A 21,402-nucleotide genomic window follows, 5' to 3' on the forward strand; every position below is an offset into this window, starting at 1 on the left:
CTATTTGAACGAACTGGTTTTAGAACTTACCGAAATTAGTCCAAGAGAGTTTTTTGGACAACAGAACGAACACATTGATCTTCTAAAGAAATATTTTCCAAAACTAAAAATTGTAGCAAGAGGAAATAAAATAAAGGCTTACGGGGACGAAGACCTTCTTGAGGAATTTGATAAACGGTTTGATATGCTTACGGCACATTTTGTTAAGTACAACAAACTTGACGAAAATGCTATTGAGCGCGTACTTTCGAGTAATGGTAGTACCGATTATCAATCCTCCGAGAACAGTGGGGAAACTCTGGTTCACGGGGTAAGCGGTCGCCTTATAAAGGCGCAGACGGTAAATCAGCGACGATTGGTGGATGCCGCTAAAAAGAACGATATGGTTTTTGCCATTGGCCCAGCGGGAACAGGTAAAACTTATACGGGTGTCGCCTTAGCGGTGAAGGCGTTAAAGGAAAAACAGGTACGGAAAATTATTCTTACCAGACCCGCCGTAGAAGCAGGAGAAAACTTGGGATTTCTTCCAGGAGATTTGAAAGAAAAATTAGATCCCTACATGCAACCTTTATACGATGCCTTGCGTGATATGATTCCGGCAGAAAAATTGACGCATTTCATTGAGAACAGAACCATAGAGATTGCCCCCATGGCATTCATGCGAGGAAGAACTTTGGACAACGCATTTGTTATCCTCGACGAGGCCCAGAATACGACGCATGCGCAGATGAAGATGTTTCTTACGAGGATGGGTAGGAATGCAAAGTTCCTAATTACCGGAGATCCTGGTCAAATAGATCTGCCACGAAGAACCATTTCCGGCCTGAAAGAAGTACTACTCATACTTAAAGACGTAGAAGGAATAGATATGATATATCTTGATGATAAGGATGTTATTCGTCATAAACTAGTTAAAAAGGTGATTGATGCATATAAAAACATTGAGCATCAAAACTAAATAGTTATTTATGTCCAATACCATTATCGATACCAACTTCAATTTTCCAGGTCAAAAGAACGTCTACAAGGGAAAAGTTAGGGAAGTATATACGCTGGAAAATAATATTTTGGTCATGGTGGCTACTGATAGACTATCTGCCTTTGACGTGGTAATGCCCAAAGGAATACCCTATAAAGGGCAGATTCTGAACCAGATTGCCACACAAATGATGGAAGCTACCAAGGATATTGTTCCTAACTGGCTTATAGCGACTCCAGACCCAAACGTGGCTGTGGGTTACGCATGCGAACCCTTTAAAGTTGAGATGGTGATACGCGGCTATCTTTCCGGACACGCGGCAAGGGAGTACAAAGCGGGAAAGCGTCTAATTTGTGGTGTTTATATGCAGGATGGGATGAAAGAGAATGACAAATTTCCAGAACCCATCATTACCCCTGCAACCAAGGCCGAAAAAGGTGATCATGACGAGGATATTTCTAAAGCGGAAATTTTAAAAAGGGGAATCGTGTCCAAAGAGGATTACGAGTTTCTGGAAAATTACACAAAAGATTTGTTTAAAAGAGGAACTGAACTTGCAGATGAAAGGGGATTGATTTTAGTGGATACGAAATATGAATTCGGAAAAACTAAAGAGGGGAAAATTGTATTGATTGACGAGATACATACACCAGACTCTTCCCGATATTTCTACAAGGAGGGATATCAAGAGCGGCAGGATAGGGGAGAAGCCCAAAAACAACTTTCAAAAGAATTCGTTAGACAATGGTTAATCGCCAATAATTTTCAGGGACTAGAAGGTCAAACTGTACCCCATATGACCGACGATTATATTAACTCGGTTTCTGAAAGGTATATTGAACTTTATGAAAAAATAACTGGAGAAAAGTTCTTGAAAGCGGATATTTCCAATATTCAGGAGCGAATAGCCAAAAATGTGCTGGAGTATTTAAAGAAAGTCTCTTAGCAATCACTCAAAAATACGCCTACAGCTAGACCACCCTCAGAAGTTTCCTTGTACTTTGAACTCATATCTTTAGCTGTTTCCCACATCGTCTGTACTACTTTGTCTAATGGGACCTTAGCTTCCAAAGGGTCAGAGCCCAGCGCAAGTTCGGCGGCATTAATTGCTTTTATAGCTCCCATGGAGTTACGTTCTATACATGGAATTTGAACCAACCCACCAATAGGATCGCACGTAAGTCCCAGATGATGTTCCATGGCTATCTCAGCTGCCATCAATACTTGTTCCGGAGATCCTCCCAAAAGCTCGGTCAATGCACCCGCCGCCATTGCTGATGAAACGCCTATTTCAGCTTGGCAACCACCCATTGCTGCGGATATTGTCGCCCCTTTTTTGAATATACTGCCAATCTCACCGGCAACCAATAGAAATTGCTTGATATGGTCAAAATTTCCGGCATGGTTCTCAATCACCATATAATACATAAGTACGGCAGGGATTACTCCTGCACTTCCGTTTGTAGGTGCCGTAACGACCCTTCCCAAGGAAGCGTTAACCTCGTTTACACTAAGTGCAAAGCAACTTACCCATTGTAGGATTTGACGGAATTTCACTTCCGTCTGTCGGATGGTCATTAGCCATTCCTCCGGATTGGAGTACGGCAAACCTCCATTTAAATTTTTATGCATTTCAAACGCCCTGCGCTTCACATTAAGGCCACCAGGTAGCTTACCCTCGGTATGGCAACCCGTATACATACATTCCAACATGGTGTCCCAAATGCGGTGTAGTTCTTTGTCTATTTCAGAATCCGTCCTAAGGGAACGCTCATTTTCCAGAACAATTTCAGAGATGCTCTTATTTTCTGTCTTACAAAATTCCAACAATTCAGTACCCTTTTGAAGAGGGTATGGAAAGGAATTAAAAGCGGCGACTTTTTTACGGGCATTTTTACGTTCTTCAGTAACCACAAATCCACCTCCAATAGAATAATAAGTTTTAGACTTCTTTTGTCCGGTGTTAAGTAAAGCTTCAAATTTGATTCCATTAGCGTGAAAAGGAAGGAATTTTCTATGAAAGATTATATTCGTTTGGGGGTCAAATGGAATAGTCATCTCAGCTCCCAATTTGAGCGTTCGCCCTTCTTTAACCGATGATACCGAAGCATGAATATCTTCTATAGGTACATATTCTGGATCGGCACCTGATAGTCCAAGTATGATTGCGTAATCAGTGGCATGGCCCTTACCGGTTAATGCCAAAGATCCATAAATGTGTGCGTTGACCTCTTTTACCTGTTCAAAAACACCCAAGGATTTAAGCTCCTTTATCCATTTTTCGGCAGCGCGCCATGGACCCAAAGTATGAGAACTTGATGGACCAACCCCTATTTTAAGCATATCAAATATGCTGATACATTCAATTTGAAGCATTATTGGTTTTATTGTTTGACTAAGGTACGAAGTTCCGCAGGGAGTTTATGCTATTTTATGTCTTGTAATTCTAAAGTCCATAGGTGGTTGAAATCAATTTTGCTCCGTTGCTTATGAGGCCATTAAATCAATACTAAATGACATCATGTCAGGTTGCCAACGCTTGGCATATTGTTTGACATTTACAAAACGATTTAATAAAACAAGCACTAATATTTAAAACATATAGAATGAGTAAAATTATAGGAATAGATTTGGGTACTACCAACTCCTGTGTTTCCGTAATGGAAGGTAACGAGCCGGTAGTGATTCCCAACGCGGAAGGAAAAAGAACTACTCCATCGGTTATCGCATTTGTAGAAGGTGGTGAAATTAAGGTCGGTGATCCTGCAAAGCGTCAGGCGGTTACTAACCCTAACAATACGATATATTCTATCAAACGATTCATGGGGAATAAGTATTCCGAATCCAAGAAAGAAGCGGAAAGGGTACCTTATAAAGTAGTTAAGGGGGATAATGATACCCCACGTGTAGATATCGACGGACGTTTGTACACGCCTCAAGAACTATCGGCCATGATCCTTCAAAAAATGAAGAAAACGGCCGAGGATTATTTAGGACAGGATGTAACTAGAGCAGTTATTACTGTGCCTGCCTATTTTAACGATGCGCAAAGACAAGCTACAAAGGAAGCTGGTGAGATTGCAGGATTAACCGTTGAGCGAATTATCAACGAGCCGACTGCTGCTTCTTTGGCCTACGGTATGGACAAAAAAGATACCGACCAGAAGATAGTCGTTTTTGACTTTGGTGGAGGAACACATGATGTCTCTATCTTGGAGTTGGGTGATGGAGTTTTCGAAGTATTGGCAACGGATGGAGATACGCACTTAGGTGGTGATGACGTAGACCAAAAGATTATCGATTGGTTGGCCGATGAGTTCAAGAAAGATGAAAGCATCGATTTGCGTGATGATGCCATGGCGTTACAAAGATTGCGTGAGGCAGCTGAAAAGGCAAAAATAGAATTGTCTTCCTCTGCACAGACCGAAATCAATTTGCCATATGTAACGGCGACCGCAACAGGACCTAAGCACTTGGTGCGCACATTGACCTTGGCCAAATTCAATCAATTGATAGATGATTTGGTAAAAAGGACTATTGAGCCCTGTAAGACAGCATTAAAAGCTGCCGGACTTTCTAAAAGCGATATCGATGAGATTATTCTTGTAGGTGGTTCTACCAGAATACCTGCCGTACAGGAAGCAGTCGAGAAGTTCTTCGGTAAAAAACCTTCGAAAGGAGTAAATCCGGATGAGGTAGTTGCTGTAGGTGCTGCCATACAAGGTGGTGTTCTTACTGGAGACGTTAAGGATGTATTGTTATTGGATGTTACGCCTCTTTCCTTAGGTATCGAAACTATGGGGGGTGTTATGACCAAGTTAATTGATGCAAACACAACGATTCCTACCAAGAAATCACAAGTGTTCTCTACTGCGGCTGATAATCAGCCTTCTGTTGAGATCCATGTGTTACAAGGAGAAAGACCTATGGCGGCCGATAACAAGACGATTGGACGTTTTCACTTAGATGGTATTCCACCCGCACAAAGAGGAACCCCGCAGATTGAAGTGACTTTCGATATCGATGCAAACGGAATTATAAAAGTATCCGCTACCGATAAGGCTACCAATAAGACCCAAGATATTCGTATCGAAGCTTCTTCTGGATTGACCGAAGAGGAAATTAAAAAGATGAAAGCGGAGGCAGAAGCGAATGCCGATGCTGATAAAAAAGCGAAAGAAACTGCGGATAAGCTGAACGAAGCCGATGCTATGATTTTCCAAACCGAAAAGCAATTGACGGAATTTGGGGATAAATTATCGGACGATAAGAAAAAACCTATCGAAGAAGCTTTGGAGGAACTGAAGAAAGCGTATGAATCGAAGGACTTGGCCCAAATTACCCCAGCTTTGGATAAAATAAACGAAGCTTGGAAAGTAGCATCCGAAGAGATGTACAAAGCTCAAGCGGAAGCGCAACAAGCAGGTGGAGGAGCTCCTGAAGGAGAAGCAACCGCTGACGCTACTTCACCAGAGGGTGACAACGTAGAAGACGTAGACTTCGAGGAAGTTAAATAATTTTAATAAACATAACATCGAAAAAGGAGCGGTAATCACCGCTCCTTTTTATTTTTTGGTATACCTTTTGTTTTTCGTTGTAGGAATATAAAGTAATTTTGATTTATGACAAACAACTACCGCCACATTTTCACCTTCTTTCTGCTCAGTTTCTTTGTTGAAAGTAATGCTCAGGAATTCAGGATTTTTTCTTTGTCTGATTTTGATTTAAAGGATAGTGTAAAAACTTGCCTTGTTATCACCAACTATGGTAAGGAAGAATATGACTTCAATAAAAAAGGTCTCCTTACAAAATCTGTAACACGATATAATGACAATGACTATGATGTTACGTATTATAAATATGATGGCGATGAGCTTCTAGAAAAAAGGTCGGAGTCATACAGGGATAATACCTTTGACCCAAGTACTTCAATAGCAAATTTCTATGAAATTGATTCCGTACCTAATCGTAGGATCACTGAGAAAATAGTTTCGTATGAAAAGGAATTTTTAGACCAGTACGTATATGAATTTAATCATAATGGGAAATTGGTGAAAATGACCAGAAGTAACAATGATGGAACAGATATGACTTTGGTAGATTATAAAAAATACAAAGGAGAAACAACAACAACCTATTTATTGAATAACGTTCCTTTAAAATCCGTAAGGACGTCCTCTCGTAAGGGGAAGGACGGTGTTATGAAAAAGGTAGTTCTGACCAAGGAGTTTTTAAAAGGAGAGGAGAATATGGCGTTCGAAGAGGTTTTTGGCCCAGAAGGTAAACTATTGGCACAGCAAGAATTTGAGTTTAATAAGGAAGAAAAAAGCTTCGTTCCTACCACGAGGACAACTTTTAAATATGATGCGAACGGAATGCTGATTGAAGAGATTTCAAAGACAGGAGATCTCATTGAAAAGAAAGAATATATCTACCAGTACGACAAAGGGGAAGGCGGAAATTGGATCAAGCAAATCATTACTCCAGATAATACGTATAAGACCAGAAGAATTACATATTACGAGTCTGAATCGGTAGTAGAAAACAAAGACTGAGGTTTTTTTTGAAAAGTAATTTAAGCGTATTTCACTACTTTATACATTAGGAAAATTCTTAGACTTTACCGCTTCCCACTCTTGCTTCAATAGACCATAACAGCAGGTATTTCTTTTAAAACCGTCCGTCAAATAGACATCTTGTCGTAAGATTCCCTCTAATACGGCACCAAGTTTTTCTACAGCCTTTCTGGATTTGATGTTACGTTCGTCGATTCTAAATTCAACCTTTTCAAAATCCATTTGATGGAAAGCGTTTTCCAACATCAAATATTTCATCTGTGAATTTAGTCCAGTTCCTTGGAAAGCTTTTCCTATCCATGTAGAGCCAATATGCAATACTTTATTTTTCCAATGAATATTCATGTATCTAGTGCTTCCCGCGAAAGAAGCATTTTGCTTGTCATATATGATATAAGGTAAGCTTGTTTGCAGCTGCTGTTGTTCTAAGGCGGTTTGTACGTATTCTTTTAATTTTTCGGGTGTTTCAATAGATGAAGGAGAGTACTGCACAAGGTTTTCTTCTGATGCCACTGGAATCAAATGATGAAAGTTGTCCAAAGTTAAGGGCATCAATTTTACCCTGTAATTTTCTAAAACCATCTTTTTTCTGCTATACCAAAGCGTTTATAATTTCCTTTTTTATTTCATGTCCACCTTCAAAAACAAGCTGCTTGGCTTTACCGTTGAAAAGAGACTCTATTTTCCTTGATTCAATTTCCATTCTTTTCGGGGTAAGATATTCGTCGTTTCTGCCTACAACTATTTGTACTTCAGTTTTGTTTTCGATAAGATATTTAAAATCCGAGGCAGTGAGTTCATTGGGAATCCCACCTGCATAAAGAATCAATTTGGAGCAATTCAACTTTGTTTTCGATAACCATCGCGTAGCTATGGAAACACCCTGGGAGAACCCAAAAACTATCAAATTACTCGTTGCCGGAATTTGTTCAGCCTTCAGAACACTGTTTAAATAGGATAGCACATTTTCAATTTCTAAATTGGTGTTTTCCTTGGTAAGCCAACTGGCGCCTACGTATTTATATTCATTTTTTAAATAGTATTTAGAGGGGGCTTGGGGCGCTATGATGTAATTTTCCTCTCGTGGAAGTTCATCAAAATAAGTTAAGAAATAGCGACTCAAATAGCCAATACCATGAAAAACAATCCAGACATTCTTGGTTTTCTCTGTGAATTCGTTCAGTGTTTCGTAAGTGTTGGTGCTTTTATAGGTAACACTTTTAGTTCTTTCTTTCATATAAATTCTAATCGCCTCCTTTGAGGTACTTGGTCTCCTATTCCGTAATTTTACAAAAATTTGCTAATGGACGATTACAAAGATAAAATTCTAAAAGTATGCAACGCATCATCTAAGAATACGATGATGGAAACTTTAGAAATAGAGTACATAGATGTAGGTGAGAATTATTTAGTGGCTAAAATGCCGGTTACTCCCAAAGTACATCAGCCGGATGGGGTTTTGCATGGGGGAGCTTCCGTAGCCCTTGCGGAAAGTGTGGGCAGTATGGCATCCTTTATTTTTTTGGATGGGAAAAAATTCTTTGTCCGCGGATTGGAGATTTCTGCCAATCATGTAAAGAGTATTCGAGAAGGTTTTGTATATGCTAAAGCCAATATAGTTCATAAGGGTAGGACAACCCAGTTATGGCATATACGAATAACGGATGCTGAGGACACGCTTATTTCACTATGTAAGCTAACGACCATTTCATTACCTAGAACTTAATTATGTTTTCTGATTTTTTAGAAAATATAAAACAGCATTACCAAGCTGGACTCCCCTTTGTGGCATATAGAAAACCTAATGAAGATTCTGTAAAGGCTTTGTTCCAAGATGACATGGCGCTATACTACGCTAAGAATTTTACGGAAGAAGGTTTTGTATTTGCACCTTTTGATAGTAACACTCCAGCTATACTTCTGAAACCAGATAGAATTGATAAGGCGACTTTTCTCAGCACTGCAAATTCTTTAAAGAATGATGGAATTGAACCCAATATTTCTGAAGTCGAAAAAATATACCATACGAATTTGGTAAAAAAAGGGATTAGGGAAATAGAGAGGGGGCGTCTAAAAAAAGTAGTGCTTTCAAGAGCAATAAAAAGCAAAGATGACATTCACCCGACATCGGTTTTTGAAAGGCTGTTGGCCAATTATTCCAGTGCATTCTGTTACATATGGTTTCACCCAAAAGTCGGCTTATGGTTGGGTGCAACACCAGAAAAATTCTTAAAGCTGGAAAACGGTCAACTAACGACCAACTCCTTAGCAGGTACACAGGCCTATACGGGAAATTTAAATCCCCATTGGGAAAATAAGGAAAAGGAAGAGCAACAATTAGTTACGGATTATATTCATGATGCCCTGAAAAATATCGTTTTCGATATCGCGGTTTCTGAGGTGTCCACCATAAAGGCCGGAAATTTGCTGCATTTAAAAACCAGTATAACTGGAAGGATGCGTCCCGATTTACTTCCAGAGGTTATCCGGCAATTACATCCAACACCTGCTGTGGGCGGATTGCCCAAGGAAAGTAGTCGAAATTTTATTCTGGAAAATGAAAACTATGACAGGAAGTTTTATACCGGTTTTCTTGGGGAACTTAATCATACTTCTGAAACGAAAAGAAATTCCAACAAGAAGAATATTGAAAACGGGGCCTATCGCTCAGTAAAAAAATCTACGGAACTATTCGTGAACTTGCGATGTTTGCAGATAGTTGATAAAAAGGCTATTGTATACGTTGGGGGAGGGGTTACCAGAGAATCCGATCCGGAAAGTGAGTGGGAGGAAACGGTGAACAAAAGCCGTACAATGCTTAAGGTTTTATATGCCAAATAGTAGGTTAAACTATTGGGTTTAGACAATACAGATTGTATTTTTGTAAAGCATGAAATACTCCTCAATTCCTTTGGCCCAAACGATTGTTCAGCATTGCCAGGCCAAGGATATTTCCAATATAGTAATCTCACCGGGATCAAGGAATGCACCCTTGACCATTTCATTTACGGAAAACCCTTTTTTTAACTGTTTTAGTATTGTTGATGAGCGCTGTGCCGCATTTTTCGCCTTGGGCATGGCACAACAACTTTGCAAACCTGTTGCGCTCGTATGTACTTCTGGTAGTGCGTTACTCAATTATTATCCAGCAATCGCGGAAGCCTTTTATAGTCAGATACCGTTAGTCATAATCTCAGCGGATAGACCAGCTTATAAAATAGACATTGGTGACGGACAGACCATCCGTCAGGACAATGTTTTTGACAGACACATTGGATATTCTGCAAATTTGAAACAGGATGTTACTCACGCTACATCAAAAATTGAACGGTATAGTCCACAATGGATTACCATGGGGAATGTGTATGGAATTCAGACAGAGGTTCAATCTTTTAACGATGATGAACTCAACAGCGCCATTAACCTTTGCATCAAGCAAAATACGCCGGTCCACATCAACGCCCCTTTTGAGGAGCCCTTGTACGACTTTCTTACTGCTTCTAATACGAAGACTGCGATAAAATTTCACAAGCCTAACCAAGAAGCCGTTGGTCCGTTAGATGAGTTCATAAAAATTTGGCACGAGGCGAAACGTAAAATTGTTCTTGTTGGGGTAAATTCACCTAATAACGTGGATTCGCAATTATTGGATAAGTTAGGAAATGATCCTACGGTCCTAGTTTTTACAGAAACCACCTCTAATTTATACCACCCCAATTTTTTCGCGAGTATAGACACCATCTTGGCCCCAATAGAACTATCCGACGACAAAGAAAATCTTTTTGAAGAATTAAAACCTGAAATTGTATTGACCTTTGGAGGTCTTATTGTTTCAAAAAAAATAAAGGCTTTTCTCCGAACATACGCACCAGACCAACATTGGCATGTAGGAGGGGTCAAGGCAAATGACACTTTCTTTTGTTTAAAAAGGCATTTCAAGTTATCGGTCAACGAGTTTATAACAAGGCTGTACGCGAACCAGAATAACGTTTCAAGTAACTATTTTGAACGATGGGATAAACTAAAAAACCACCATAAGGAAAAGAGAGAGGAATATCTTGCCCAAATACCCTTTTCTGATTTTTTGGTTTATGATATCATCCTCAAGAAGATACCAAAAGGACATCAATTGCAACTTTCTAACAGCTCCACTGTGAGATATGCTCAATTATTCGATTTAGAGCCTACATTGAGAGTTTTTTGTAATAGGGGCACAAGTGGTATCGATGGTAGCACTTCTACAGCTATTGGAGCTTCTTTGCAGGATGATGCTCCTACGCTCCTAATTACGGGAGACCTAAGTTTTTTTTACGATAGTAATGCCCTTTGGAACAACTATATAAGAAAAGATTTTAGAATCATTCTGATAAACAACGGTGGAGGAGGTATATTTAGAATATTACCGGGCAAGGAGGATTCTGATAATTTTGAAAGGTATTTTGAGACCAAACATGACCTCAATGCACGATCATTGTGCGCGATGTACGGGTTGATTTATAACGAGGCCACGGATGAGCAATCCCTTCGGAAAGAACTACAATCTTTCTACGAGGTATCGGATGATCCTAAACTACTTGAAATTTTTACGCCACGACTATTGAACAATAAAATTTTGATGGATTACTTTCATTTTATATCTTAGAGAACTATTAACTACAAATTTAAGACACTACGTATTATGAGTAAAAGAGATGAACTTATCGAAAAATATGCCGCCGATATCAAAGATAAATTTGGTACAAGTGCGGATATGGACCTACTTACAAAAGTGACTGTTGGTCTTGGACCTTCCATTTACAATCTAGATGCCTCTAAGGTTTCTGGAGGTGATGAAAAAGAATTGGAGACAGTTAAAAATAATTACCTTGTTAAAAAATTAGGGCTAAAAGATGGTCCGGAGTTGATGACCGCAATTAAAAGCGTTATGGATAAATATGGTTCATCCAATAAGAACAAACACAGAGCAGTAGTTTATTATATGCTGTGCAAGCATTTCAATAAGGAATCTGTTTATAAATAGAAACATAATCAAATATTTTAAAAGGGCTATTCCAAACGGAATAGCCCTTTTTCGTTTGTAGGATGAGCTTCAAATATTTAAACGTAATTTTGTGGTATGATAGACTTGGGAAGAATAAATAAACTTGAGATTTTAAGGGATACCAGCGTAGGGCTATTTCTTGGAGACGAGGAAGGTAACGACGTTCTTTTACCTAATAAATACGTACCGGAATCTTATGAAATCGGGGACAAAATCGAAGTCTTTTGCTATTTGGACTATGATGAAAGACCAGTGGCAACAACACTGGAACCCTATATAATGTTGGGTGAGTTCCGCTTACTCCAAGTTGCGGAGATAAATGCTTATGGAGCCTTTATGGAATGGGGTTTGGAGAAGCATCTACTTGTACCGTTCAGGGAACAGAGAATTAAGATGAAGGAGGGACAATGGTATGTAGTGCGTTGTTATCTGGACGAACGTACGGGAAGGCTGGTAGCGTCCAATAAGTTGGATAAATTCTTGAATAACGACAACGTACAACTCAAAGAGTGGGAGGAAGTAGATTTGGTGGTGACCCGGCAAACGGACTTGGGTTGGGAAGTTATCGTGAACGAAAAGCACAAGGGGTTGGTCTATTTTAACGAAGTGTTTAAATCTATCAACATAGGCGATGTAATTCCGGGATGTGTAAAAACAATTCGGAAAGATGGTAAAATTGATATTTCTCTGCAACCTTTAGGTAGTAGGGTTTTAGAACCGGCTGCAAATAAGATTTATGAAGTGTTGAAAGAAAACGATGGGTTTTTGGCATTGCATGACAAATCTGACCCAGAAACTATAAGGGATATCATGCAAATGAGTAAAAAGACCTTTAAAAAAGGATTGGGAACTTTGTATAAGGCAAGAAAAATCACTTTCAAAGAGGATGGTATAGCCATGGTTGCTGAAGAATAGCAAATGTCAGTTTTTTCTTAAAAGACTGGTTTTCAAATTTATGTACTGGATAAGACCTGTTTTTATTGGAAAGATTTAATTTAAACGTTATTTTTGTGGATATTGTAGAAATACCTAAAATTAAGCTAAATTTTTACCTACTTTTAGTCCATAGTACCCCATAAAAATTAGAATTATGCCTTTTATTGAAGAAAGTGATTTATTAGAACTGCATAAAGATATTGACAAAGCTCAGATCATAAACGAGCGACTTCTAGATCAAATAAAATTTAAGAACAAGGAACTTAAAAAGAGTAAAATCCAGCGAAATGTACTTGCAGGTATTACCGCTTTTTTTCTAATAGGTGGATTGGCCTTTACGTCTTTCACGGCCGGTTTGAGTAGCTCCAGTAGTTTCGACAAACAGAACAATAACCTTCTGGTTTCCATTGATAGTTTAGATGCCATTAAAACTAGAATTGATAATCTTAAATTACAGAATGAAGAATTAAGCCTTGTAAAAGAGTTTTATCTTGCAAAAGAGTTTCTTCAAAAGGAAAAGATATATTCCGTTCAAGTCAAATCATTCGTAGATAATAATATTACTTTAGCCTCAGAGGCTCTAACTAATACGCTGTTTGTTAAGACAAATCCGTTCTATTCTTATTCCCTGGGCAATTTTGAAACTTTGCAAGAAGCACAATCCTTCAGAAAGCAGCTTGTGGACATTGGATTTCAAGATGCTTTTGTAGCTTCTTATAAGGATGGTAAAAGAATTCAAATCGAAGATCCGTATTAGTGTCGAAAATAGGCGCATGGGTCAATGCCGCTAGACTCAGAACTCTTCCTTTATCAATATCAGGTATTTTAGTAGGGACAGGCATGGCAGGTTTCTACGGTACACAAAACAGTTTAATTTTTGTTCTCGCACTTTTAACCACTGTAGGATTTCAGGTCACTTCCAACTTTGCAAATGACTACGGTGACGGTATTAAGGGTACTGATAACGAGGGGAGAATTGGTCCGGCGCGGGCTTTACAAAGTGGACTCTTAAGTCCTAAAGCCCTGAAACAGGGTATATTTATCTCCATAGGAATCACAATGATTTTTGTATTGGTTCTTTTATTTGCTGCCTTTGGTATTGAAGGAGTAGGGTATATTTTGATTTTCCTGCTATTGGCTATTTCAAGTATATGGGCGGCTATAAAGTACACCATGGGTAATACGCCATATGGTTACCGAGGTTTTGGGGATCTTTCTGTTTTCGTTTTTTTTGGTTTGGCGGGGGTGCTTGGTGCGATGTTTCTTTACATCAAAACCATTCCCTTGCTTTCCGTGCTTCCGGCCTTGAGTATAGGCTTGCTAAGTGTAGGAGTGCTTAACTTAAATAATCTTAGGGATTTAAAATCGGACAAATTATCAGGTAAAAATACGGTGGTTGTTAAATTAGGTTTTAAAAGGGGTAAAATTTATCACTACTTGCTTTTAAGCGCCTCTTTTCTCTTCTTGGTCGTATTTATTATGTTGACCAAGGAAAACTGGGTTCAATTTATAAGTCTATTGGCCTATGTTCCTATTGTAGTTCATCTATTGAAAGTTAAAAGCATACAAAGCCCATTATTCTTAGACCCTGAACTTAAAAAATTAGCGTTGAGCACCTTTCTCATGGCATTGCTATTTTATTTTAGTTATAATTATTTTTTGTAATTTTGATTATCAACCATTTAAACCCTACACGAACTTGGAGCAGCCCATAAAAATTCTTATTGTTGAGGACAATGTCATTATTGCGGATGATATGCAGTCCATGTTAGAGGAAATCGGTTATGAAATTGTTGACAATGTAATCGTCTATGAACAAGCGGTTGAGGTCCTTAAATCCCAACAGGTAGATCTTGTGCTCATAGATATTATTTTAGCATCCGATAAGACCGGTATCGATTTAGGAAAACATATAAGGGAAAATTACGATATTCCGTTCATTTTTGTAACCTCAAACTCGGACAGGGCTACTGTAGAGAACGCTAAGACTGTAAAGCCTAATGGTTATTTGGTAAAGCCTTTTGAGCAACAAGATTTGTATACTTCTATTGAAATTGCCCTCTCCAATTTTATTTATGGTAAGCAAAACAATGGGGGTAGCTTAAGCGAAGATGTTAACGAGGACGTTCCAATGTCCAATTCCATTCTAAAGGATTCAATATTCGTTAAAAAACAGCACTTATATTATAGGATTCAATTTGGGGATATTCAATTCATAAAGGCTGATAATGTTTATCTAGAGGTGAATACCGTTGATAAAAAATTCTTGGTTAGAAGTCCTCTTAAAGATTATTTAGAGAAACTTCCCAAAAACAAGTTTTACAGGGCTCATAAGTCCTACATCGTAAATGTTGATCATATTGATGCAATCAACTCTAAAGACATCATGATTAACAACACTTTAATTCCGATTTCTAAAGATTTTAAGGAGTTTATCATTTCAGCCATGAATTCCTAATTAATCTAATTGGCTTCATATTTTTTCTGGGGTTACATAGTTTAAAGTTGTCATTTCTTTTTGTCGAATGTTAAGGGATAACTTGCTCCGTTTCATCCATGAAATACCCAAAAATCCGATGAAATACATTTTTTGACTTCCATAGGTACTTACACCACAAAATATAACGGTTACACAACAATATTACCAAAGACACTGATCCAATTGATATTTTTGTAGCATCAGATAAAATTGTTTAAAATCATTAAGACTTTGCGCCTAATTTACAGACACAAGGCTTATTTGATTGATATAATAAGAGTATAATTCTAATATAGGGTGATGGGAGAACACTACCCGTTTGTTATGAAGGCAATTTCTTAGGACTTTTTATATGCTAAGGAAAATGTACTTCACAACAAAAATTTAGTAGAACCACTGATTTATACTATGTTTAGATCAGTATCTTAATATGATATGAAAAAAGTCCTTTTTTATAACTTTGTTCTATTAGTTTTCATGCAATGCTTTCCATTGATTGGAAATGCACAGGAACCATCGTCCCGGGAAAATAATTTTTTTAAGGAATTCCAAGATTTACCCGGCGCCGACGAGCGCTCTGTATTTTTCTTTTCTACCCCCAACAGATATAATCAAAATTCGGCCTACGACTGGCTGGATACCGTAAACGTATACCTGAACAGTTCCCAAAAAACCAATGACTCTACCGCTGTAGTAAACTACCAATTAATTCAATCCCAGATTTATTACGATTTAGGGGACTATGAGAAAAGTTTGGCAATATCAAAGTCGCTATATGACGCTATGGATTCATTATCTATGGATACCAAGGCGTTAATTTTGGAGCTGATGGATACCAATTATTCAAAATTGGAATTATACGATAAGCAAATAGAAATAAGAAGAAGAAAGCGAGAATTGGGATATACCAAAAATGTTGCGTTTTATGATATATATTCAAGTCTTGGTCAGCATAGGAAGGCTATGAGAGACTACATGGCCGAAGAAAAAAAAGAAATTAAGGAGGATGATTTTTATGCTCAGGCCATATATAACAACAATATTGGTAATTATCTTAGACTAGATAAATCTACTCCAACCGCACTTAGTTACTTTAGGAAAGCCGATGCGCTTTTAGACGTTTATTTCAGTGATGTTTTAAGAGTTAAGTCAGATAGCGAACTTGTGGAAGCCAATCTTCTAAAAGGTGTCATACAAGGTAACATTGGTAAATGCTATGTACAATCTAAAGAATATGAGGATGCCATTCCTTATTTGGAGAATAGTATCGAGATAATTAAGAAATACAGCACCGGTAAATTTTCTTCTGATCTTGTTGAAAATACTTTAGAAATCGCCGAATGTTATCTTCAAATGGATAACTATGCTAAGGCTACGGATTATTTGAGTGATGGAATGAACCCCATTAAAATCAAGAATATTTTAAAGAAGAACAGGCTTTATGCAGCTTATTACGATAGAACGGGTGACTATAAAAGTTCAACCGCCTATCTAAAAAGGAACATTAGAATTAGGGATTCCATAGATTTAACCGAGGCCAATATTAAAAATCAGCAGTTGACCTCAGTAGTCAGTCAAGATTTGGAATACTCTAGAAAAATGATGGAGGAGCAAAAAGAAGCCTTGGAAAAGTCAAGAAATGATATCATTGCCAAAGATGAGCGGATTAGCCTTGTTTTTATTTCCTTAATATTCACCTTGTTAGGTTTCGCCGGCTTGGTCTATGCCTATTTAAAAAGTATAAAAAACCAGCGTTTAATTGCGGAGCAAAAACATATTATAGAAAACTCGTTGGTTGAAAAAGATTCATTGTTGAAGGAGATTCATCATAGGGTGAAGAACAATCTTCAAATGGTATCTAGTTTACTTAGTTTACAAACAAAGAATACTAGGAGCAAGGCTGCGATAGAAGCCTTGGAAGAAGGTAAGAGTAGGGTAAAGGCAATGGCTCTTATTCATCAAAAATTATATCAAAATGATGACCTTTCTGTGATAGAGATGCAAGGTTATATAGAGAGTCTGATTAATAGTGTGCAATCAGTCTATAAAAAAGGTGGACATAACATCAACATAACCATAGATGCGGAAGGAGTGGAGCTCGATATTGATAGGGCTATCCCTTTTGGCCTCATTTTGAACGAACTTGTTTCCAATTCCTTTAAATATGCATTTCCTCATGACGAGGACAACGGCAAAATATATATCCATTTGAGAAAAATAATGGGACAGGAAGGCTTCTTTGAGTATACTGACAATGGTGTCGGGTTACCAAAAGATACGGAAGAACGAGCCAATTCCTCCATGGGTATACGTCTAATGAACAGATTGGCCAATCAATTACAGACCAGTTTAAATACTGATGAAACTTCGGACGGAGTACGTTTCTGGTTTAATTTTAAATAGGTATTAGGTAACGTCACTTCTTAAAACCATTTTATGCAGTAGTTTAGGAAAGAAACGTTTTAAGTAAACACCCATTGTTTCTTTGCCTCCAATGTAGGCCTCGATCTTATTTTTTTTAATCGCTCTAATTATTTTTTTGGCACAAACTTCTACGGACATGCCGTTTTGAGTTGCATCGTCCTCTTTTTTTTGTGCACTTCCATCACCTGTTAACGCATTTTTCGCCACATCGGTTTGAATAAAACCAGGACAAATTAGGGTTACTTTAATATTATCTTTTTCGTGTTCCATCCTTAGGACATCGAAGAAACCGTGAAGGGCGTGTTTAGCACCACAATATCCAGATCGGTATGGTGACCCAAACTTGCCCATAAGACTCGTTACCGTAACAAAATGACCGCCTTGATTCTTTATAAATTCAGGGAGTAATGATTTTGTTAAACTTATAGTACCCATATAGTTAACATCTATCATCTTTTTAAAAACTTCAAGTTTTGTATCTATGATAAGCGATCGTTGACTTATACCTCCGTTGTTGATTAACATATCAATTTTTCCATGTTTTTTAATGGCCGTTTGAACTATATTGGATAGATTATCAAAATTGGAAAGGTCCAGGGGTAAGATTGCAATTTTATCTGGCTCCGAACAATTACGTTTAACCTGTTCCAATATTTCAGCCCTTCGGGCGGAAATAATGAGTTTGTGACCCCTCTTGTTCAATTGATAGGTAAGTGCCTCCCCAATGCCGGAAGATGCCCCGGTTATCCAAATAACTTTTCCGCTCATACTTCCTGTAGGTTTCGGTTTAACACTGAAAATATACCTAAATTTATGCGTTTATATGAAGGCCAGTTACAAAAAATACATACTCAATTTTAAAAACCCGAGCGGTACTTCCCGCGGCACCTTGGTAACAAAGGAAACTTGGTTTTTGATACTGGAGGAGAAAGGAAAATATGGCATTGGAGAATGTGGAATGTTCAAAGGGCTAAGTTATGACGACGTTCCTGATTATGAGAAAAAACTCAAGTGGCTCTTAGAACATATTGACTCTGATACAGATTGGCTGTTGGAGGAATTAAGAAATTACCCAAGTATTCAGTTTGGATTGGAACAGGCTTTACTGTCTATAAAATCCAAAAATCCTTTTGAATTTTTTGATTCACCCTTTTTGAACCAAGAACGTCCTATTTTAATCAACGGATTGGTTTGGATGGGTGATGAAGCTTTTATGCATCGTCAAATACAAGAAAAAATTAAAACCGGTTTTACTTGTATAAAAATGAAAATCGGGGCACTTGATTTTGAAAAGGAATTGAAGCTGCTTCATTTTATCCGAAAAAATTATTCCAAAGAAGATATAGAATTACGAGTCGATGCCAACGGTGCTTTTTCTCCAGAGCTTGCTCTGGAGAAGTTAAAGAGGCTTGCCGAACTGGATTTACATTCCATAGAACAGCCCATAAGACAGGGGTTCATTCATGAAATGAAGAAATTATGTGAGCAAACCCCATTACCTATTGCTTTGGATGAAGAATTAATAGGTGTGTTGCATGTAACGGAAAAGGAAAAATTACTACAAACCATAAGACCACAGTACATAATATTAAAACCAAGTCTTGTAGGCGGTTTTAAGGGTAGCGGGGAATGGATTACACTGGCTGACAAATATGGGATAGGCTGGTGGATTACAAGCGCTTTGGAGAGTAACATTGGGTTAAATGCCATTGCCCAATGGACCGCAACTTTGAACAATGAAATGCACCAAGGTCTAGGCACGGGATCACTATTTACTAATAATTTAGAAAGTCCCCTAACTGTAAGGAATGGAGGCCTGTATTACGATAAAAATAAAAATTGGAAAGAAAATTTAATTAAGGAACTATGTATATAGAACAAGCGTATAAGGGTTTGAGTGATAGTTGGAGGTATATTTTAGGCATTTTTGGAGTATTTATTGCTTGGCAGTTCTTTGGAGCGATTCCCTTAGTAATTGCGTTAATTTTAAAATCGGATTCTATAGGGGTTTTAGCAGAAGGCGATTTGGGAGTAATGGCGGAGATTCTTGGATCCAACACTTTTTTATTTTTAATGCTTCTTACGTTTGTTATTGGTTTGGTCTTTTTATTTTTATTCGTCAAGTTTATTCATAAACAGACGATAAAGTCCTTAACTACTTCCCGAATAAAAATAGATTGGAAAAGGATTTTATTTGCATTTGGGATATGGAGTATAGTTTCAATACTTTTTATTTTTCTAGATATTTATCTTTCACCAGAGGACTACAAATTTAATTTTGACTTAGTTCCTTTTCTTATTTTGGCTGTAATTTCCATTATTATGATTCCCCTTCAGACCAGTATGGAGGAGTACTATATGCGTGGCTACATGATGCAAGGACTGGGGCTTATGACGAAAAATAGACTATTTCCACTGGTCTTTACATCCCTATTGTTTGGGTTGATGCACATCTTCAATCCGGAGGTTCAAAAACTTGGCTACGGGATACTCGTGTTTTATATAGGTACTGGATTCTTTTTAGGAATAATCACCCTTATGGATAAAGGTCTCGAACTTGCATTAGGTTTTCATGCCGCCAACAATTTAACGGCTGCATTACTTGTTACAGCTGATTGGACTGCTTTTCAAACAAATTCTATATACAGGGATGTTTCGGAACCTGTTTTGGGCTGGGATGTACTGGTGCCAGTGTTCGTCGTTTTTCCGATTCTCTTGCTAATTTTTTCCAAAAAGTATAAATGGACCAATTGGAAAGAACGCTTGACCGGGAAAGTACTTTCAAAAGAAGAATTTATTGCAGCTAATTCATTGGATGTTGAAACACGCTGATATACATCCCCAATTTTCTTTAAATGGACATTCTTTTCAAAAGAAAACCTTAACAGATTTCGCGAGTGATTTTATTAAAGAAGGTGAATCTTTTGAAAAAGAAATCGGTCAGTTCATTATGAATTGGTTATCGGAAAATGACACTATCCAAGTAAACACTTCAGGCTCTACGGGAAAACCAAAGACCATTTTGCTCCGAAAAGAACATATGTTTAATTCTGCGAGGGCCACAGGAAACTTCTTCCATTTAGAACCCGGTAATTCAGCGCTTCATTGTTTACCTACAGAATTTATTGCGGGAAAAATGATGTTGGTAAGGGCTATGGTTCTTGGACTTGAAATGGATTGTATCGCCCCATCCTCCAGTCCTTTAATCAATAGCAATAAGCACTATGACTTTGCAGCTATGGTTCCTCTACAGCTGGAGAATTCAACTCATGAAATTGATAGTATCGAGCAAATTATAGTTGGTGGCGCACCAGTTTCCAATAGGCTGCGTCAAATGCTACAGGGAAAAGAAACAAAGGTTTTTGAAACATATGGGATGACGGAAACCATTACCCATATTGCAGCCAGACTCGTTAACCCTAAAAATGAGCAGAACAGGGAAATGGAATCCAGGCCATTCCAAACGTTGCCTAACGTTTTTATCAAAACTGATGCAAGGGATTGTCTTGTAATTGAAGCCCCCAATATTTCAGATAGTGTAGTGATTACTAACGATATCGTGAATTTAGTCTCCAACACGGAGTTTGAGTGGCTAGGCAGGTATGATTCCGTAATTAATTCAGGTGGTGTAAAACTGGTTCCCGAACAAATAGAGAAAAAATTAGAACTGATTGTAGAAAGGCCATTTTTTGTAGCCGGCTTACCCGATTCAAGTTTGGGGCAAAAACTAGTGCTGGTCATAGAAGGGGATATAGATAAAATGCAACTTATGGATATCATCAAAAACTGTGATGAACTGAATAAGTTTCAAGTCCCAAAGGAAATCTACTCGGTGACCCAATTTAGTAGAACAAGCAACGGTAAGTTGAATCGTAAAGAAACCTTAGCTCGTATTAAGGCCGCTTAAACCATCATTATTTTCACAGTGTAATTAAATATGGTGAAGCTATTTCTCTAGATTCAAAAA

20 protein-coding genes are annotated in these 21,402 nt (G+C 38.0%); 16 read left to right on the forward strand and 4 right to left on the reverse strand.

The genetic code is table 11. The annotated features are described in order from the left end of the window. The first annotated feature begins 4 nt into the window (after window positions 1–4). Complete coding sequence (locus N8A89_RS15170) at window positions 5–958, forward strand: PhoH family protein (RefSeq protein ID WP_281542989.1); 954 nt, start codon at window positions 5–7, stop codon at window positions 956–958. Between the two features lie 10 nt (window positions 959–968). After that, window positions 969–1,925: a phosphoribosylaminoimidazolesuccinocarboxamide synthase gene (locus N8A89_RS15175; RefSeq protein WP_281542990.1), complete on the forward strand. Its 957-nt coding sequence runs from the start codon at window positions 969–971 to the stop codon at window positions 1,923–1,925. Here N8A89_RS15175 and N8A89_RS15180 read toward each other — a convergent pair. Then, window positions 1,922–3,346: an L-serine ammonia-lyase gene (locus N8A89_RS15180; RefSeq protein WP_281543297.1), complete on the reverse strand. Its 1,425-nt coding sequence runs from the start codon at window positions 3,344–3,346 to the stop codon at window positions 1,922–1,924. The genes N8A89_RS15175 and N8A89_RS15180 overlap by 4 nt on opposite strands. A 239-nt stretch (window positions 3,347–3,585) precedes the next feature. Between N8A89_RS15180 and dnaK the strand changes: the two genes are divergently transcribed. Next, window positions 3,586–5,496: a molecular chaperone DnaK gene (dnaK, locus tag N8A89_RS15185; protein WP_281542991.1), complete on the forward strand. Its 1,911-nt coding sequence runs from the start codon at window positions 3,586–3,588 to the stop codon at window positions 5,494–5,496. A 105-nt stretch (window positions 5,497–5,601) separates the two neighbouring features. Then, the gene (locus N8A89_RS15190; protein WP_289644555.1) at window positions 5,602–6,534 is read left to right on the forward strand and encodes a hypothetical protein; all 933 of its coding nucleotides are present in this window, start codon (window positions 5,602–5,604) and stop codon (window positions 6,532–6,534) included. 39 nt (window positions 6,535–6,573) lie between these two features. Here the strand turns inward: N8A89_RS15190 and N8A89_RS15195 are convergent, their stop codons facing one another. Continuing rightward, the gene (locus N8A89_RS15195) at window positions 6,574–7,137 is read right to left on the reverse strand and encodes a GNAT family N-acetyltransferase (RefSeq protein ID WP_281542994.1); all 564 of its coding nucleotides are present in this window, start codon (window positions 7,135–7,137) and stop codon (window positions 6,574–6,576) included. Between the two features lie 10 nt (window positions 7,138–7,147). Further along, window positions 7,148–7,792, reverse strand: coding sequence for an alpha/beta hydrolase (locus tag N8A89_RS15200; RefSeq protein WP_289644556.1), 645 nt, complete (start codon window positions 7,790–7,792; stop codon window positions 7,148–7,150). 66 nt (window positions 7,793–7,858) lie between these two features. Between N8A89_RS15200 and N8A89_RS15205 the strand changes: the two genes are divergently transcribed. From N8A89_RS15205 to N8A89_RS15245, 9 genes are all read left to right on the forward strand, one after another. Beyond that, window positions 7,859–8,281 carry a hotdog fold thioesterase gene (locus N8A89_RS15205; RefSeq protein ID WP_281542995.1) on the forward strand — a complete coding sequence of 141 codons (423 nt, stop codon included), beginning with the start codon at window positions 7,859–7,861 and terminating at the stop codon, window positions 8,279–8,281. Window positions 8,282–8,283: 2 nt separating this feature from the next. Next, a complete protein-coding gene (locus N8A89_RS15210) occupies window positions 8,284–9,396 on the forward strand; it encodes a chorismate-binding protein (protein ID WP_281542996.1) in 1,113 nt (370 codons plus the stop codon). Window positions 9,397–9,445: 49 nt separating this feature from the next. After that, on the forward strand, window positions 9,446–11,197 hold the full coding sequence (gene menD / locus N8A89_RS15215; RefSeq protein WP_289644557.1) for a 2-succinyl-5-enolpyruvyl-6-hydroxy-3-cyclohexene-1-carboxylic-acid synthase: 1,752 nt from the start codon (window positions 9,446–9,448) through the stop codon (window positions 11,195–11,197). Between the two features lie 36 nt (window positions 11,198–11,233). Continuing rightward, on the forward strand, window positions 11,234–11,575 hold the full coding sequence (locus N8A89_RS15220) for a DUF2853 family protein (RefSeq protein WP_281542997.1): 342 nt from the start codon (window positions 11,234–11,236) through the stop codon (window positions 11,573–11,575). A gap of 96 nt (window positions 11,576–11,671) precedes the next feature. Then, window positions 11,672–12,511: a CvfB family protein gene (locus N8A89_RS15225; protein ID WP_281542998.1), complete on the forward strand. Its 840-nt coding sequence runs from the start codon at window positions 11,672–11,674 to the stop codon at window positions 12,509–12,511. Between the two features lie 175 nt (window positions 12,512–12,686). Beyond that, on the forward strand, window positions 12,687–13,289 hold the full coding sequence (locus N8A89_RS15230) for an SPOR domain-containing protein (RefSeq protein WP_281542999.1): 603 nt from the start codon (window positions 12,687–12,689) through the stop codon (window positions 13,287–13,289). Further along, window positions 13,289–14,197 carry a 1,4-dihydroxy-2-naphthoate octaprenyltransferase gene (menA, locus tag N8A89_RS15235; RefSeq protein WP_289644558.1) on the forward strand — a complete coding sequence of 303 codons (909 nt, stop codon included), beginning with the start codon at window positions 13,289–13,291 and terminating at the stop codon, window positions 14,195–14,197. Before N8A89_RS15230 ends, menA begins: the two co-directional genes overlap by 1 nt. A gap of 34 nt (window positions 14,198–14,231) precedes the next feature. Then, entirely contained in the window at window positions 14,232–14,990 is a 759-nt protein-coding gene (locus N8A89_RS15240) for a LytR/AlgR family response regulator transcription factor (protein WP_281543000.1), read from the forward strand. Between the two features lie 456 nt (window positions 14,991–15,446). Continuing rightward, window positions 15,447–17,414 carry a tetratricopeptide repeat-containing sensor histidine kinase gene (locus tag N8A89_RS15245; protein ID WP_289644559.1) on the forward strand — a complete coding sequence of 656 codons (1,968 nt, stop codon included), beginning with the start codon at window positions 15,447–15,449 and terminating at the stop codon, window positions 17,412–17,414. A gap of 3 nt (window positions 17,415–17,417) precedes the next feature. Here the strand turns inward: N8A89_RS15245 and N8A89_RS15250 are convergent, their stop codons facing one another. Next, on the reverse strand, window positions 17,418–18,203 hold the full coding sequence (locus tag N8A89_RS15250) for an SDR family oxidoreductase (RefSeq protein WP_289644560.1): 786 nt from the start codon (window positions 18,201–18,203) through the stop codon (window positions 17,418–17,420). Between the two features lie 55 nt (window positions 18,204–18,258). Between N8A89_RS15250 and N8A89_RS15255 the strand changes: the two genes are divergently transcribed. The 3 genes from N8A89_RS15255 to N8A89_RS15265 are packed head-to-tail and all read left to right on the forward strand — an operon-like array spanning window position 18,259 to window position 21,342. Then, window positions 18,259–19,311 (forward strand): o-succinylbenzoate synthase, encoded by a 1,053-nt coding sequence (locus tag N8A89_RS15255; RefSeq protein WP_281543004.1) that lies wholly within the window; start codon window positions 18,259–18,261, stop codon window positions 19,309–19,311. Next, window positions 19,302–20,267 carry a CPBP family intramembrane glutamic endopeptidase gene (locus tag N8A89_RS15260; RefSeq protein ID WP_281543005.1) on the forward strand — a complete coding sequence of 322 codons (966 nt, stop codon included), beginning with the start codon at window positions 19,302–19,304 and terminating at the stop codon, window positions 20,265–20,267. The genes N8A89_RS15255 and N8A89_RS15260 overlap by 10 nt, the downstream gene beginning before the upstream one ends. Beyond that, window positions 20,251–21,342, forward strand: a complete 1,092-nt coding sequence (locus N8A89_RS15265; protein WP_289644561.1) for an AMP-binding protein — start codon at window positions 20,251–20,253, stop codon at window positions 21,340–21,342. Before N8A89_RS15260 ends, N8A89_RS15265 begins: the two co-directional genes overlap by 17 nt. The last annotated feature ends 60 nt before the right edge of the window (window positions 21,343–21,402 follow it).

Source organism: Maribacter aestuarii (genome assembly GCF_027474845.2).
GTDB lineage: Bacteria > Bacteroidota > Bacteroidia > Flavobacteriales > Flavobacteriaceae > Maribacter > Maribacter aestuarii.